This is a genomic window from Aquibacillus halophilus, from assembly GCF_009649745.1.
Classification (GTDB): domain Bacteria; phylum Bacillota; class Bacilli; order Bacillales; family Amphibacillaceae; genus Aquibacillus; species Aquibacillus halophilus.
The window spans coordinates 500,405-515,716 of record NZ_WJNG01000002.1; the positions used below are offsets into that span (position 1 = coordinate 500,405).

Genomic DNA, 15,312 nt, shown 5'->3' on the forward strand with positions numbered 1-15,312 from the left:
TTGCAATGACTATATGTAAGCATTAACAGAAAGGTGGTAAATCCCAATGAAATACCTAAAATCTCAAATGAAACAGCTGGTGAAGGATAACGGGGAACTGCAAGTGAGACTAAAAGAGTTAATGCGGGAGCATGATCTTGAGAAACCATTTGCCCTTAAGGCATTATATCATTCAGAAGTCGCTGCAGGTGGAAAATATCAATCTGCATACCAAGCACTCGATGAACCAAAAAAAGAATAGAGTCCACCTTAAAACAATAAGAAAACCAAACAGTAAAAAGACAATCAATTTGTATGCTAATTGATTGTCTTTTTAAATGGATATTAGATTTGAATATGAATTACAGGTTGTATTCTAACCTTACATTTCCAGGAAATATAAAAAAAGGGTATTAGTTTATTTATGGAGAATTTAAATCAATTATTGCGATTATTATTGTGAGAATGAAGGGTGAATTATGAAAATATCATCTTTGATCAGGGGTAATCAATGGATGTTTTTCATTATCATTACTGGGCAAATAACGTAGACCGACCCAAAAGGAATTATTAATTTATTTTGAGGTGAAATATGAACAAAGAAACAGTAATCTACATAGCAAATAACTTGAACAAAACAAATTGTACATGGGCAATAGGTGGTTCTTTACTTTTATTTCAACATGGAATAACCAATATTGTAAATGATCTTGATATTATTGTTAAAGATGATGATGTTAAAACTGTTGTTAATATTCTATGCAAATTAGGGAAGGAACGAAAAGTAGAACCATTAAATCCTTTTCATACTACCTACTATTATGAATTTGTAATTAAGGACTTATTTATGGACGTAATGTCTGAATTCAAAATTAAGCATGATGAAGGCGTTTATGTACTTCCGTTCGCGGAGCATTCTGTTAAGAGTTATATGGTAGATGGTAATCAGACCCCGTTCTGTTTATTAGAAGATTGGTATATTCTTTATCAATTGATACCGGGGCGAGAAGAAAAGGTTCAAAAGGTTGAAAATCATTTTCGGAAGGTAGGTATTGAAAACCCTGCTATATTAAAACAAGCATTAAAAAGTAATCTACCTAAAAATGTTAAAACTAGAATTCAGAAATTATTAACTTATGTGAGTGAAATTTAAGTAGTTGTGGTTAAAAGGGGGACAAAAAGATGAAAAAAATAATGATTCCTTTTTTACTGTTATTGATTTTTTTGGTAGGATGTTCAGATTTTCAAGGCGTTATTTTGAAAGTGGAAAAAACAAGTATTGTTGTAGGAACGGATGAAATTGACCCTGAGGCTGAGTATCCTTCTTTTAAAATAATGGTAGATGAAGAAACCATCATTTCCGGTGAGGTAGAAAGTTTTTCTGATTTGGAAAAGAATCAGAAGGTTGAGATTTGGATATTAGACAAAGGATTTAATAATGAAGTTGATCACAAAATTGCGAGTAAGATAGTAGTTGGAGAATAGTACCAGGATACCCATTTCGACTAAATTATACCTATACTTGAAGCAGAAAAGCTCAGTTTAATAACTGAGCTTATTTTAATGAGTTTGTAGGTGTTAATTTGGTTTAAATTGACAGTGTTTTTATCCAATATGCCAGAAGGAATGGTATGTTGGATATGTTAGTGAAGGTAAAGTACTAACCAGCTTCCAATTCCTTAACAATCACTCTGCGTTTTTTACCTACCAAATTCACTACAATCACACTAGCGATGGCAATTGTTCCTCCGATAATCGAGAGCGTACTTGGAAATTCTTTTAGCCAAATCCAAGCAACAACTATCGCGATAACTGGTTCAATATACATGGTGCTCGTTACAGAACTTGCTTTTCCTAACGAAAGTGCTGTTCCCCAAAGAGCGTATGCAATTGCTGCAGGGAAAATTCCTGTGTATAGTGCTGATATGTTTGCTTCCATCGTCGCTTGTTGGATTGTACCAAACAATCCAGGGGCGAAAAACAGCATTGGTAATGTTCCAGCCCAGGTGAAATAGGCTGCTAGTTCAATAGGTTTATATCGTGCATAAAGCGGTTTTTGAAAAACGAAAAATACCGAGGTTGCTAGTGCTGCTAGCATTACTAAATAGGCACCGTTAGATACTTGAAAGGACGAATTGGAGGTGCCAAGTGTTATAATAATAATACCTGTAAAGCCAATTCCAAGACCAACCCAACCAATAATACCAAGACGTTCCTTTAATACGAGCACTGCAATTAAAGCTGTAAAAATAGGTGCGGTACCAATAAACATGCCTGCTGTACCAGCAGAAACCGTCTGCTCACCAAAAGTTAATGCTATATGGTATGTGCTAATTCCAATAAGTCCGAGTATTAAAATTCGAAAAAAATCATCCTTTCTTGGTATTTTGAAATGGGCATTTGGCAACATCGAATAACCAGCAAAAATTGCTGATGCGATTAGGAAACGAGTCAGAACTAAATGACCTGGTGAATATCCACCATGCAAGCTGGCACGAATAGCGGCGAAAGTAGATCCCCAGATAGTAATAGTGATAAGTGCAAATAAAAGTGCTTTTTTATTCAAAATTTATTCCCCCCTAATACCTTTAAAACTCAATAATTCATATGTAAGTTAAGTTCGTAGATAATATAAACTTCGATATGTTATATATTAATTGCTTTCGGGGAAATTTGCTCGATATAGGATTTGGAGAATAAATAGTAGCAATTTCGAGGTATGCTAAACATTTTCCCATCTATCAAAATTTGTCAATTATCTACTTAACAAAAAAGGGAAATAATAAAAAATATGACACCTGCAAAAATACAAGCGTCATACCATTATCATGGAACATATATTATTTTGAATCTCAGCCTGGTAAATCAGTTGATCCCATTAGATAGCGATCACATTCTTTTGCAGCTCCACGTCCTTCATTTATAGCCCAAACAATCAAACTTTGACCTCGTCGTACATCTCCTGCAGCAAAGACTCCATCCAAATTAGTCTTGAACTTACCGTATTCTGCAGCAACAGTTGAAGAATTAGTCGTGTTAATACCAAATTTCTGAAACGCTCCTGCTTCAGGTCCGGTAAAGCCAATAGCAAGAAGAACAAGCTGTGCCGGCCAAATTTTCTCAGTACCCGGAATTTCTTTACGCTGTTTTTGGCCGTTTTTATCAATGTATGATTCTACACCAATAGTATGAACCTCTTTAACATTTCCGTTTTCATCACCGACAAATTTTTTAGTCGATACTGCATATGCTTTAGGTTCTTCTTCAAAAACAGCGGCTGCTTCTTTATGTCCATATTCCACCCGGTGAATTACAGGCCATTGTGGCCATGGGTTGTCGTCCTTTCTAGTTTCAGACTTTTTTGGATAAATATCAAATTGTACAAGACTCTTACATTCATGTCTCATGGAGGTGGCTATGCAATCCGTTCCGGTATCTCCTCCACCGATAACTATTACATCCTTGTCCTTAGCAGAAATATAATTTCCATCCTTATGTTTAGAATCAAGTAAGCTTTTTGTATTTGCATGTAAAAAGTCCATGGCATAATGGATACCTTTTAAGTCGTCACCTTCGGCAGCGATAGGTCTAGGCACGGTGGCGCCGCAACTAAGCACAATGGCATCAAACTTATCTTTTAGTTTTTCGAATGAAATGTCTTTCCCAATTTCTGTATTTGTTTTAAAAGTGATTCCCTCTTTTTTTAAGAGTGAGATCCTTCTGTCAACAACAGAGTATGATAGCTTCATTTCAGGTATGCCGTAAGTTAGGAGACCACCAGGGCGATCATCCCGTTCGAATACGGTCACATGATGACCTACTTTATTTAATTGGTCAGCACAGGCTAACCCCGCTGGACCAGATCCGACAATAGCCACATTCTTGTCTGTTCGTTGTTTAGGGGGGTTAGGGGTGACCCAACCTTCTTCAAAACCTCTTTCAATAATCGCTCTTTCAACTGTACGAATGGCGACGGGAGGTTCATTAATACCAAGGACACACGAGCCCTCACATGGAGCAGGACATGCAATTCCAGTGAATTCTGGGAAGTTATTCATTTTCATTTCACGGTCTAAAGCCTCTTGCCATTGGCCCTGGTAAACAAGGTCATTCCATTCTGGTATCAAATGGTAAACAGGACAGCCAGATGTTAAGCCATTTATTTCTGTTCCCATGTGACAGGTTGGGATACCACAGTCCATGCAGCGGGCCGCTTGTTTTTTGAGTTCATTTTCTTCTAGTGGGACTGTATAATCCTCCCAATCTTTTACTCGTTCCTTTGGATCCCGTCCAGGCCATGGTTGACGTTCGTATTCCATAAATCCCGTTATTTTACCCAAGTTGTTTCCTCCTTACCTACATTTAATGCTATTTTCGATCGTTAACAGCTACTTTTGTCTCTTCAAATGCTTGCATCGATGCTTCTTGTCGAGGTAAACCCGTTTTCATAATTTGGATAATTGAACGTTCCATTTCACGGAAATCTTTTGGAATGATTCTTAAGAATTTTGTTAGATAATCTTCCCAATTTTCTAGAACTTTGCTTGCGATGGAACTGCCTGTGTAATCTGCATGTTTCTTAATCATTGATTTAACTTCCATGATTTCCTCATCATCGGATAACGACTCAATTGCTTCTACCATTTCTGGATTGCATTTTTGTTTAAAGTCATTGATTTGATCGTTCAACACATAAGCAATTCCTCCGGACATTCCAGCTGCGAAATTTCTACCAGTCGGACCAAGTATGATCACGCGACCACCTGTCATATATTCACAACCATGATCACCAACACCTTCAACAACCACATGTACACCACTATTTCGTACACAAAAACGTTCTCCTGCAATGCCACGGATATACCCTTCTCCTGCAGTTGCCCCATAGAAGGCTACGTTTCCAATAATAATATTTTGTTCTGGAACAAAGGTTGATTGACGAGGTGGGTGAACAATAATTTTTCCTCCTGACAATCCTTTTCCGACAAAATCATTGGAATCTCCAACTAGTCGAAGAGTTATTCCTTTTGGTACAAAAGCACCAAAACTTTGACCTGCTGATCCGGAAAACTTCAATTGAATCGTATCCTCTGGTAAACCATTAAGCCCATGTTTCTTTGAAACTTCACTACCAAGAAGTGTCGCTACCGAACGATTAATATTAAAAATTGGTAAGGATGCCTTAACAGGTTCTTTATTTTCTAAGGCAGGTTCACATATTGGAATTAGTTCTTGCTGGTCAAGTGATTTATCAAGTCCATGATATTGTTCTTCAGTTGCATATACATTTGTATTTCCTCTAAGTTCGGACTTGAATAAAAGCGCTGATAAATCAATGCCTTTTGTTTTCCAGTGTTCAATAGCCTTATTTGCCTCTAATACATCTGTCCGCCCAATCATCTCATTAATTGTTCTAAAGCCAAGTTCGGCCATAATTTCCCTTGCCTCGTTTGCAATAAATCTCATGAAATTAACAACATGATCAGGATCACCTGTGAATTTTTCTCTTAACTCTGGATTTTGGGTAGCAATGCCAACAGGGCAAGTGTCTAAATGACAAACACGCATATAAACACAACCAAGGACTACAAGTGGTGCTGTTGCAAAACCAAACTCTTCAGCCCCTAACAAAGCAGCTATGACCACATCTCTACCAGTCATCATTTTCCCGTCCGTTTCCACTACAATCCGACTACGTAACTGGTTTAAGATAAGGGTTTGGTGTGTTTCAGCAAGACCGATTTCCCAAGGTAACCCTGTATGTGAAATACTTGTTCTTGGTGCCGCACCAGTTCCACCGTCATATCCGCTGATTAACACCAAGTCCGCCCGACCTTTTGCAACCCCGGCTGCCACCGTTCCAACCCCGACAGCGGAAACTAATTTAACACTTATTCTTGCCTTAGGGTTAGCGTTTTTTAAGTTTAAAATTAGTTCTGCTAGATCTTCAATCGAATAAATATCATGGTGTGGGGGAGGGGAAATTAAGCCAACTCCTGGTGTTGATCTTCTTACTTCAGCAATCCATGGATAAACTTTTTTCCCGGGTAGATGGCCACCTTCACCTGGTTTAGCACCTTGGGCAACTTTAATTTGGATTTCATCTGAATTGACTAAATAATGACTGTTTACTCCAAATCGTCCGGATGCAACTTGTTTGATTGCACTTCTGCGCAAATCCTTGTTTTCATCAGGTTCAAAACGACTTGGATTTTCACCGCCCTCACCTGAGTTACTTCTCCCACCGATGCGGTTCATTGCTATTCCTAAGCTTTCATGTGCCTCTGAACTAATCGACCCATACGACATGGCTCCAGTTTTAAACCGCTTGAAAATCTGTTCAGCAGTTTCAACTTCTTCAATCGGCACTGGATTTTGTGTTTCTTTAAACTTTAATAATCCGCGAATTGTTTGTAAGTTCGTATCATGTTCGTTTAGTAGTTTTGCATAGTTTTTATATAGTTTCTCGTCACCTGTTCGGCAGGCTTGCTGTAGCAAATGTACTGTTTGTGGGTTATATTGATGATCTTCACCATGTTGCCGCCATTGAAATTCATCACCATCTTCTAGGTACTGGTTCTGACTCTTATATGCTCGAGCGTGTCTTAAGGTAACCTCTTTAAATATAGTCTCTAGGTCGATTCCACCGATCCGTGAGGCTGTTCGACTAAAATAGTGGTTGATTACATCACTTTCAATACCTAGTGCTTCAAAAATTTGTGCACCTTTGTAACTTTGAATAGTTGAAATGCCCATTTTTGATAAAACCTTGAGAACGCCTTTTGTCGATGCTTCTATGTATCGATCAATGGCTTCCCGGTAGGAGGTATCGATCAACTCACCATACTCAATCATTTGTTCCAAAGTCTGGTAGGCAAGGTAAGGATAAATGGCATCTACTCCGTAACCGAGGAGGCAGGCGAAATGATGAACAACCCGGGGTTCGCCGGACTCAATGATTATACTAATCTTTGTGCGAGTACCTTGTTTAATTAAATAATGATGTAGTCCAGAAACAGCAAGTAGAGAAGGGATGGCAGCCTTAGTCTTGTCGACACCACGGTCAGTTAGAATGAGTAGCTTTGCACCGCTTTCAATCGATTCATCAGCTTTTGCAAAAAGTCGATCCATTATTTCTTTCGGATTAAATTTCTGATCATTGATCTCAAACAACGTGGATAGTTGCACTGCTTTAAAATCATCATAAGGATTGTCAGATAGAATTTGAAACTGATCATCTGATAATAGCGGCGTTTGTAATCGAATCCTTCGACAACTCTCAGGTTTTGGTTGGACAAGGTTCCCCTCAGCACCAATCGTTGTAGACACATCCGTCACAAATTTTTCGCGAATCGCATCAAGGGGTGGATTGGTCACTTGGGCAAACAACTGCTTAAAATAGCTATATAGTAACTGAGGTTTTTTTGAGAGAACAGCAATTGGTGTGTCATTTCCCATCGAACCAATTGGATCTACTCCATCGGTAACCATCGGCTTTAACATTTTGAATCGTTCCTCGTTTGTATACCCGAATGCGAGTTGTTGCTCACGTAAATTCAAGTTTTTGCTCGCTCTGTGTTGAGTTGATAAAGGAAGATCCTTAACATCGATTAACTGTTCTGTTATCCATTTTTGATAGGGTTGTTCTGTTGTAATTTTTTGTTTGAATTCTTTATCTGGTATGATCCGTCCTTCTTCTAAGTCAATCAATAACATCTTCCCAGGTTCTAGTCGTTCTTTTCGAACAATATCTTCTGGAGGTATATCGAGAACACCAACCTCTGAAGCTAGAATGATACGATCATCCTTTGTTACGTAATACCGTGCTGGTCTTAATCCGTTTCTGTCCAGACAAGCCCCGATTTGCTTACCATCTGTATATACAACAGCAGCTGGCCCGTCCCATGGTTCCATTAGACAGCTATGGTACTCGTAAAAGCTTCGTTTTGTGTCATCCATCAGCTCGTCATTTTTCCAAGGCTCAGGAATCATCATCATTGCTGTATGTGCTAGTGAGCGGCCAGAAAGTCTTAAAAATTCAAAACAATTATCAAACATAGATGAGTCACTGCCTTCCTCATCAATTACAGGAAGTACTTTTTCAAGCTCACCTTTACTAAAATAGTCTGATTCTGCTAAACCTTGGCGAGCGCGCATCCAATTAACGTTCCCTTTTAACGTATTAAACTCCCCGTTATGAATGCAGTATCGATATGGGTGTGACCTTTCCCAGCTTGGAAATGTATTGGTACTAAAGCGAGAATGAACTAATGCCATCGCAGTCTTAAAATCAGGATTATTTAAATCGATATAAAATGTATCGATTTGCTCAGGGATTAGCATCCCCTTGTAAACAATTGTAGTGGTAGATAGACTTGCAGTATAAAAGTAGTCAGATTCCTTTGCGCCGCGAATCTCTTTTTCTGCTCTTCTACGTATCACATATAATTTCCGTTCAAAGACCATCTGATCGGAGATCTTTGGATTTGGCGCGATAAATATTTGACGTATTATTGGCTTTGTTTCTGTTGCTTTCTTTCCAAGAAAGGCGTCATTAAGAGGTACGGTTCTCCAGCCTAAGACTACTTGGCCTTCTTCCTCAACAATTTTTGTGAATTTTTTCTGAGTGTTTTTTCTTACTCTAGGATCAGGAGATAAAAATATCATGCCAACCCCATATTTACCTTGATCAGGGAGGTTAAAATCTTCCTTCTCGCATTCTCTTTTGAAAAAAGTATGGGGGATCTGTGTCATTATCCCAGCGCCATCACCGGTACTTGTGTCAGCACCTTGCCCTCCACGGTGTTCAAGATTACAAAGGATTTTCACAGCAGAAGTAACTATATCATGTGTTCTATTTCCTATAATATTGGCTATTAGGCCAATTCCGCATGCTTCATGTTCATATGAAGGGTCATATAGACCTTGAGCCGGAGGATATTGATGATGATGTTCCATGCCAAAACCTTCTTTCAAAAAAATATATTAGTGTTTATAGTGAGCAAATTCTTGAAAAATTATTCCAGTTTCTCACATTTTTCAAATAGACTAAGTAAGAAAATTTGTTATGTAAAAAAATGAGGCCATAATAGCCTCATTAAAAATCAGGTGATTATTTAATTACCTCTTGAACACATTCCTCTAGAATTTTCAGTCCTTGATCTAATGTTTCATCATTAATCGTTAAAGGTGGCATGATTTTAGTAACTTGATCATTAATCCCAGCGGATTCCATTATCAAGCCTTTTTTGAATCCGGTAGCACAGATTGCATTTGCGAGTCCCTCTACATTGGAAGCTAATCCTAGCATTAATCCGCGACCCCGAACTTCTCCTTTTAGTTTTGGATAATTTGCTACTAGCTGGTCAAGAAATTTTCGAACTTTTTCCCCTTTTCTTTCAACCTCTTTTTCAAGGGTGTCGTTTTCCCAGAAACGGAGGGCCTCCGTAGCTGTTATAAACGCAAAATTGTTACCACGAAATGTGCCGTTGTGCTCTCCCGGATCCCAGATATCATGTTCCGGTTTAATCAATGTTAAGGCAAAGGGTAGCCCGTATCCACCGATAGATTTGGATAGACAAATAATATCAGGTTTTATTCCTGCAGGTTCAAAACTAAAAAATGGTCCTGTTCGACCAACACCAGCTTGAATGTCATCTATAATAAGAAAGATGTCTAATCGTCGACATAAATCTTCAATTCCTTTTAACCATTCATAACTTGAAACATTTATTCCACCTTCGCCTTGTACCGTTTCCAAAATAATCGCCGCAGGTTTTGAAATTCCACTACCTTTATCTTCTAAAAACCGCTCAATATAATGTACAGAATTAGTGTCGTCTCCAATAAATTTGTCATAGGGCATAACGACTGTATTATGAAGTGAAACACCTGCACCATGTCTTTTTCCTTCGTTTCCTGTTATCGAAAGTGCACCGAGTGTCATCCCGTGAAACGCATTGGTAAAACTCATAATCATTTCTCTACCAGTAACTTTTCTTGCAAGCTTTAAGGCGCTTTCAACAGAATTTGTCCCGGTTGGACCTGGAAACATCATTTTGTAATCCATGTTTCTTGGTTTTAAGACAATATTCTGTAACCGTTCTATGAAAGCTTCCTTAGCATCAGTAGCCATATCAAGCCCATGAGTTATACCGTCACTCTCTATATAATCCATCAACTTTTTTTTCATTTTTGAATCATTGTGACCATAATTTAAAGCTCCTGCACCAGCAAAGAAGTCAATGAATTCAGTTCCATTTTCATCCCATAACTTGTCCCCTTTAGCTTTCGTGAAGATGGTGGGGAAACTACGAGAATAACTTCGAACTTCTGATTCGTGCTCATTAAATACTTTTAAATCTGATTTTTCTTGTACAGATTTCATTGTTTTCCTCCTCCTAACTCTTGATGAAACGGACCAATTCTATAAGTTTGTTCAAGCTCATGATTTTCGTTAGGAAATAGGCTAGGGTGTAAAATTTCTGTTTCTACCATTTTAGTTTTCAAAGTGTTTGCCAACTTTTGAAATAAAGCCTTTGAAGCTTCGTTTGATGGTGAAATGGTCGTATCCAAATAGTTGATATCAGAGCATTCTTTTCTTTTTAGTAGCCCTTGAAGCAAGGAAGAAGCTAAGCCTTTACCTCGTTGTGACTGATCAACTGCAACTTGCCACACGAAGATACTTCTCATTTCTGTCGGTTCACGAAATGCTGAAATAAAACCTACTATTTCACCATTTTCCTCGGCCACTACACAGGTATCGGTGAAATATTTACATAAAATCGTGTAATAATAAGCTGAGTTAAGATCAAGAACTTTTGTCTCTTTAATTAAACGCCAAATTTTCTTTCCATCTTCAAGGAGTGGTTTACGTATTTCTACTGCTGTAGTAAGTGTCAACGTGGATTCCTCCTAAAAGTACAGCATACTGTTACTATTTGTCAGAAGTAGCTTACTTATATGATTTTTTTTTAGCCAAAATTTAAAAAGTTTTCCTGTTTTTAAATAAGTTGGAAATTAGTTAGTAATAATAGGAAATGAAAGAGGGTAATTATTGTGGGAATTATTGTACAAAAATATGGTGGAACATCCGTTGGAGATGTTAAACGAATCAAAAATGTAGCTAAACGAGTGAAGAAAAGCGTCGAACAGGGGGATCAAATTGTGGTAGTTGTTTCGGCAATGGGAGACACCACGGATGAATTGGTTGGTCTAATGAATGATATTACAGATAACCCACCTCGACGTGAAATGGATATGATTTTGACTACTGGTGAGCAGGTATCCATGGCATTACTGTCTACAGCCTTACAAGAACTAGGCGTTGCTTCCATTTCATATACAGGGTGGCAGGCTGGAATTGAAACAGAACCTGAATACGGTAACGCGAGAATTATCCATATTGATCCAAAACGCATTCTGCATTCAATTAATGAAGGGAACGTTGTAATTGTTGCTGGGTTTCAAGGGATGACAGAAGATAAAGAAATTGCAACACTAGGGAGAGGTGGGTCAGATACAACAGCAGTAGCCATTGCTGCAGAAATAAAGGCAGAACGTTGTGAAATTAATACAGATGTTGATGGCGTCTATAGCACCGATCCACGGATTGTTTCAAAGTCACGTAAGCTAACTACAATTTCACATGATGAAATGTTAGAAATGGCTACATTGGGTGCATCTGTACTACATCCAAGAGCAGTTGAAATAGCAAAGGTTCACGGTGTAAACCTAATGGTAAAATCCAGTTTTACGGATGCTGAAGGAACGTATATCAAGGAGGAAAGTGATATGGAGAAGGATATCGTCGTAAGTGGAGTAGCTTATGATACGGATGTAAACAAAATTGAAGTGTTGCAAATGCCTAATGAAGGTGGGATGATGTCTGACTTGTTTGAACATCTAGCGAATGAAAAAATTAATGTTGATATGATTGTGTTAAATGAACATGGGTCGAGAAATTTCAATCTCTCGTTTACTGTAGGGGTTGAGAATGGGGATCGAACAATTGAAGCTCTCACAAAAAAGAAGGAGAGCTTGCAGTTTCAGACTATTTCCTTGGACAAAAAAGTGTGTAAGGTATCGATCATTGGCGCAGGCATGATTACCAATCCCGGAGTAGCAGCAAAAATGTTTAAAGTGTTAAGTGAACAAAATATTCCTATAAGACTGGTCACGACCTCTGAAATTAAGGTATCTTGCGTTATTCCTGAGGAGCGAGGAGTTGAAGCAGTGCGCCTATTGCATACTACGTTTGGATTAGATGATGAAGATACCTTACAAGTTGAAGTGTAAGGTGTACTTCAAGAAAAATAAAGGAACTCAACTTCTATTCTTGCCTCTATATCTATACGACCTGGCTGGATAGGAGTTGAACTACCATCGACTAATTCTGAACTAATTGCTGGTTGATAGGGGACTAGAGGCTGTTCTGTGGATTGTTCAGTAATTTTAACCGGTTTAGGATCAAGGTTAAGCCTCAATGTATTTGCTATTGTTTGGGCTTTAACTAAGGTGTCTTCTAATGCCATAGCTAATGCTCGCTGGTAATAGGAGTCTTTATTTTTTACGATGAAATTAATATTTTCTACCTCGTTTGCACCAATTCCAACGGCCGTATCAATTATTACACCTGTTTTATCAAGATTTGTTATTGTTATGTTGAGAATATGTTTAACCTGATACCCTTTAAATTTCTGGATGCCATCTACATAATCATATCGTGGGTAGATGGTATACTCTGAAGTATTAATTTTTTCCTCAGAAATACCTAGCTCTATGATTGAATTAATTATTTGTTGGATAATTCCGGCATTTTTCTGCTGAGCGGTTTTTAATTCCAATTCTTCTGTAACCACACCTAGTTTTATCTCGGCTATGTTTGGATCAATTGAAAGTATACTATTTCCAAAAAGGATCATACTTCGTTTGTTCATCATGCTAACAGGAGGATAGTGCATTTTACATACCTCGTTTCCAGTAAAATTTTATTACTATATTATTTCATGATTGATTTTTATATTTTATGTCTATTTTCTAATCTAGCGAAAGAAACTTGGATAGAGCTATTAATAATTTTGTATTTGCAGTTAAACTTAATCAGTATAAAAGGAGCAACTTGTATAAATTTCCACAAATAAAGGACTTTGACAATCTTTGCCGAATTTATGTATACATTAAACTCTGTTTTTGTTGGATTCTATCATTTTTAAAATCTAAGGATGGGGTGATCTATTGGTTCGTCTTAAACGTGAATCTATCTATATAAATTATGAGCGAATTAATTCAGAAGACCCTTGTGCAAGAGAGACTCTTATTTTTATACATGGAGTAGGTCATGATATGCATTCATGGGATTTTATCCTTCCTTATATTCGGAAGAATTACCATATCATTCGTTATGATCTTAGGGGGCATGGAGAAAGTGACGCTGGATCAGAACAAAGAACGGTTAAACTAATTTCTGAAGATCTTATCTATCTGATTTCTGAACTGAATGTACAATCCTATCATCTAATTGGTCAAGGCCTAGGTGGATTTGTTGGTGTCCAGATTGCAGCTCAAAGGCCTAAGTATTTAAAAACGTTGGTTTTAATAGGTGCACCGATACACTATCCTAAGCAACTAGGGGTGGAGCTTGTACGGAAGCGTAAAGAGCTAGTGAAAAAAGAGCAATCGATGATAGAGATGGGACAGGAATTGGTTAACAAAATTTGTTATCCCCCTACAAAAAGAAAAATTAAAACTTTACTAAATGGATACGAAAAAGTATCCCCAGAGGTATATTTTGAATTATTTCATACAGGATTTGGAGAAGAAGGTACTAAAAATCTACAAAAAATCAATGTCCCTATTCTTATCTTGTCTGGTTCAGAGGATACAATTTTCCCTCCTGAATTGTGTAGTGCTAGTTTGTACTTTAACAGCAATGCTAGATATTTAACGGTTCCGTATGCATCCTTCATGATTCAGATGGATCAACCTAAAATAACAGCAGAATGGATTCATAAGTTTATTCAAAGAAATAACAATCAAAACAAATATATCAATCTACCAGAAGACAGTTATCAAAAAAACTTAACCTCTCAGATCTATGCGGAAATTAGAGGGATTTTCATACAGGTAGATTCATCTCAATCCACCAATGAAATACAAGTCGATATTATGAATGGGTTCAAAGTTGCTATTAAAGAAAATAGAATTGTAGATGGTTGGGGGAAAAGAAAAGCAAAACAAATTCTCGTCTATCTTGTCATTCAACCTTCTGCAACACGTGATGAGTTATGTGACATTTTTTGGCCAGATGTACATCTAGAAAATGCTCGAAATAGGTTAAGAGTTTCTTTGCACCATTTAAAGCAATTACTGGAGAACAACAATGAAATTAATGGAGAGCCAATTCTTGGTACTGATCGGGAACACATATTTTTAAGAGCGAAGGTTAGCTCTGATTTGTTAACGCATATTAATGGAATAAAATCAGCACATCTCACCGAAGATATCAATAAAAAAATAGGACAGTACAAGAATCTACTTATTGGAAAAACGGAAAATGCCTTATCGGGATTGTATGAAGAATGGTTTTTGGATTTTCGAAATTGGATTGAACAACAATGGATAGATATGTCACTTTTCCTTGTTGATGTGTATGAGCAACGGAAGGATTATAAAAATGCAATGAATTATATGGAGATTGCTTTAAAGTACAGTCGAGAAGATAGTGAATTATCTAAAAGGTTTATAAGCTTGAAAAAAAAGTCTAGTTGATTTCATAGTAGCATTTAATGAATATATCTTTTTTTCATAAAATAATGAAAGTGTAATGATTTAGTAATGCGTTGCTTGATACTATCTAAATTAAGAATATTCTAAATTTTAGCGTTAGATTGTTTTAAGTAAACATTGATAATTTTTTCAAAGGTATATGATAGGGGAACTTAAGTCATTCACTAACGTAATAAGACGGATTGGAGGTTGAACTAAAAGGGGTTTTGTTTTAAAAAGTGCTTTATGGATATTTAGAAAAAGGCAAACCTATTGAAAAATAGGGACGCAAAGTCACAGGTCTAAGGTTACGTAATGATGACGGCTGGGCTGCCTGAAATACTAATGTATTTTGGGAGGGATTATCATGATTAAAATGTATGAGAAAGTTGATGTCGAATGGATCGAATTAATGTTACAGGCTTCTGAAATAGGACTAACCGTTGAAGAAGTGACAGCGTTTTTGAATGATAACAAAAAAAAAGTATGAGAATTAAATTGGGCAATCTTAGGAAATTATGGAAAAGGTAGAGTGGACGACAAGTGAATAAATATAGTAACCATGAG

Annotated in this window: 12 protein-coding genes and 1 riboswitch; of the genes, 6 read left to right on the forward strand and 6 right to left on the reverse strand. The window is 37.3% G+C overall.

Features of this window, described 5'->3' with window-relative positions:
• Positions 1–46 precede the first annotated feature (46 nt).
• The 3 genes from GH741_RS03555 (at position 47) to GH741_RS03565 (ending at position 1,464) form a co-directional block, all read left to right on the forward strand.
• On the forward strand, positions 47–241 hold the full coding sequence (locus GH741_RS03555; protein ID WP_153735373.1) for a hypothetical protein: 195 nt from the start codon (positions 47–49) through the stop codon (positions 239–241).
• A 330-nt stretch (positions 242–571) separates the two neighbouring features.
• On the forward strand, positions 572–1,132 hold the full coding sequence (locus GH741_RS03560) for a hypothetical protein (protein ID WP_153735374.1): 561 nt from the start codon (positions 572–574) through the stop codon (positions 1,130–1,132).
• A gap of 29 nt (positions 1,133–1,161) precedes the next feature.
• Positions 1,162–1,464: a hypothetical protein gene (locus GH741_RS03565; RefSeq protein ID WP_153735375.1), complete on the forward strand. Its 303-nt coding sequence runs from the start codon at positions 1,162–1,164 to the stop codon at positions 1,462–1,464.
• Positions 1,465–1,639: 175 nt separating this feature from the next.
• On the opposite strand, the gene GH741_RS03570 is transcribed toward GH741_RS03565, so the two are convergent.
• The 5 genes from GH741_RS03570 to ectA form a co-directional block, all read right to left on the reverse strand.
• Complete coding sequence (locus tag GH741_RS03570; RefSeq protein ID WP_153735376.1) at positions 1,640–2,545, reverse strand: DMT family transporter; 906 nt, start codon at positions 2,543–2,545, stop codon at positions 1,640–1,642.
• 286 nt (positions 2,546–2,831) lie between these two features.
• Positions 2,832–4,319: a glutamate synthase subunit beta gene (locus GH741_RS03575; RefSeq protein WP_153735377.1), complete on the reverse strand. Its 1,488-nt coding sequence runs from the start codon at positions 4,317–4,319 to the stop codon at positions 2,832–2,834.
• 28 nt (positions 4,320–4,347) lie between these two features.
• Positions 4,348–8,937 (reverse strand): glutamate synthase large subunit, encoded by a 4,590-nt coding sequence (gene gltB / locus GH741_RS03580; RefSeq protein WP_153735378.1) that lies wholly within the window; start codon positions 8,935–8,937, stop codon positions 4,348–4,350.
• A 154-nt stretch (positions 8,938–9,091) separates the two neighbouring features.
• The gene (gene ectB, locus GH741_RS03585) at positions 9,092–10,366 is read right to left on the reverse strand and encodes a diaminobutyrate--2-oxoglutarate transaminase (protein WP_153735379.1); all 1,275 of its coding nucleotides are present in this window, start codon (positions 10,364–10,366) and stop codon (positions 9,092–9,094) included.
• Positions 10,363–10,881 carry a diaminobutyrate acetyltransferase gene (ectA, locus tag GH741_RS03590; RefSeq protein WP_153735380.1) on the reverse strand — a complete coding sequence of 173 codons (519 nt, stop codon included), beginning with the start codon at positions 10,879–10,881 and terminating at the stop codon, positions 10,363–10,365. Before ectA ends, ectB begins: the two co-directional genes overlap by 4 nt.
• Before the next feature lie 156 nt (positions 10,882–11,037).
• On the opposite strand from ectA, the gene GH741_RS03595 reads away from it, so the two are divergent.
• Complete coding sequence (locus tag GH741_RS03595) at positions 11,038–12,276, forward strand: aspartate kinase (protein ID WP_338079219.1); 1,239 nt, start codon at positions 11,038–11,040, stop codon at positions 12,274–12,276.
• Between the two features lie 8 nt (positions 12,277–12,284).
• Here GH741_RS03595 and GH741_RS03600 read toward each other — a convergent pair whose 3' ends face one another.
• A complete protein-coding gene (locus GH741_RS03600) occupies positions 12,285–12,920 on the reverse strand; it encodes an SIMPL domain-containing protein (protein ID WP_205677310.1) in 636 nt (211 codons plus the stop codon).
• A 295-nt stretch (positions 12,921–13,215) separates the two neighbouring features.
• Here GH741_RS03600 and GH741_RS03605 point away from each other — a divergent pair, with 295 nt between their 5' ends.
• Both GH741_RS03605 and sinI read left to right on the forward strand, forming a co-directional pair.
• Positions 13,216–14,748: an alpha/beta hydrolase gene (locus GH741_RS03605; protein WP_153735382.1), complete on the forward strand. Its 1,533-nt coding sequence runs from the start codon at positions 13,216–13,218 to the stop codon at positions 14,746–14,748.
• A gap of 250 nt (positions 14,749–14,998) precedes the next feature.
• Positions 14,999–15,083, forward strand: a riboswitch (cyclic di-GMP riboswitch).
• A 29-nt stretch (positions 15,084–15,112) separates the two neighbouring features.
• Positions 15,113–15,235 carry a DNA-binding anti-repressor SinI gene (gene sinI / locus GH741_RS03610; RefSeq protein ID WP_240795389.1) on the forward strand — a complete coding sequence of 41 codons (123 nt, stop codon included), beginning with the start codon at positions 15,113–15,115 and terminating at the stop codon, positions 15,233–15,235.
• The last annotated feature ends 77 nt before the right edge of the window (positions 15,236–15,312 follow it).

Coding starts and splice junctions, on each gene's coding strand:
- ectB (WP_153735379.1), bottom strand. CDS start 10,366: ATGAAATCTGTACAAGAAAAATCAGATTTAAAAGTATTTAATGAGCAC.
- GH741_RS03560 (WP_153735374.1), top strand. CDS start 572: ATGAACAAAGAAACAGTAATCTACATAGCAAATAACTTGAACAAAACA.
- GH741_RS03565 (WP_153735375.1), top strand. CDS start 1,162: ATGAAAAAAATAATGATTCCTTTTTTACTGTTATTGATTTTTTTGGTA.
- gltB (WP_153735378.1), bottom strand. CDS start 8,937: ATGGAACATCATCATCAATATCCTCCGGCTCAAGGTCTATATGACCCT.
- sinI (WP_240795389.1), top strand. CDS start 15,113: ATGATTAAAATGTATGAGAAAGTTGATGTCGAATGGATCGAATTAATG.
- GH741_RS03555 (WP_153735373.1), top strand. CDS start 47: ATGAAATACCTAAAATCTCAAATGAAACAGCTGGTGAAGGATAACGGG.
- GH741_RS03600 (WP_205677310.1), bottom strand. CDS start 12,920: ATGATGAACAAACGAAGTATGATCCTTTTTGGAAATAGTATACTTTCA.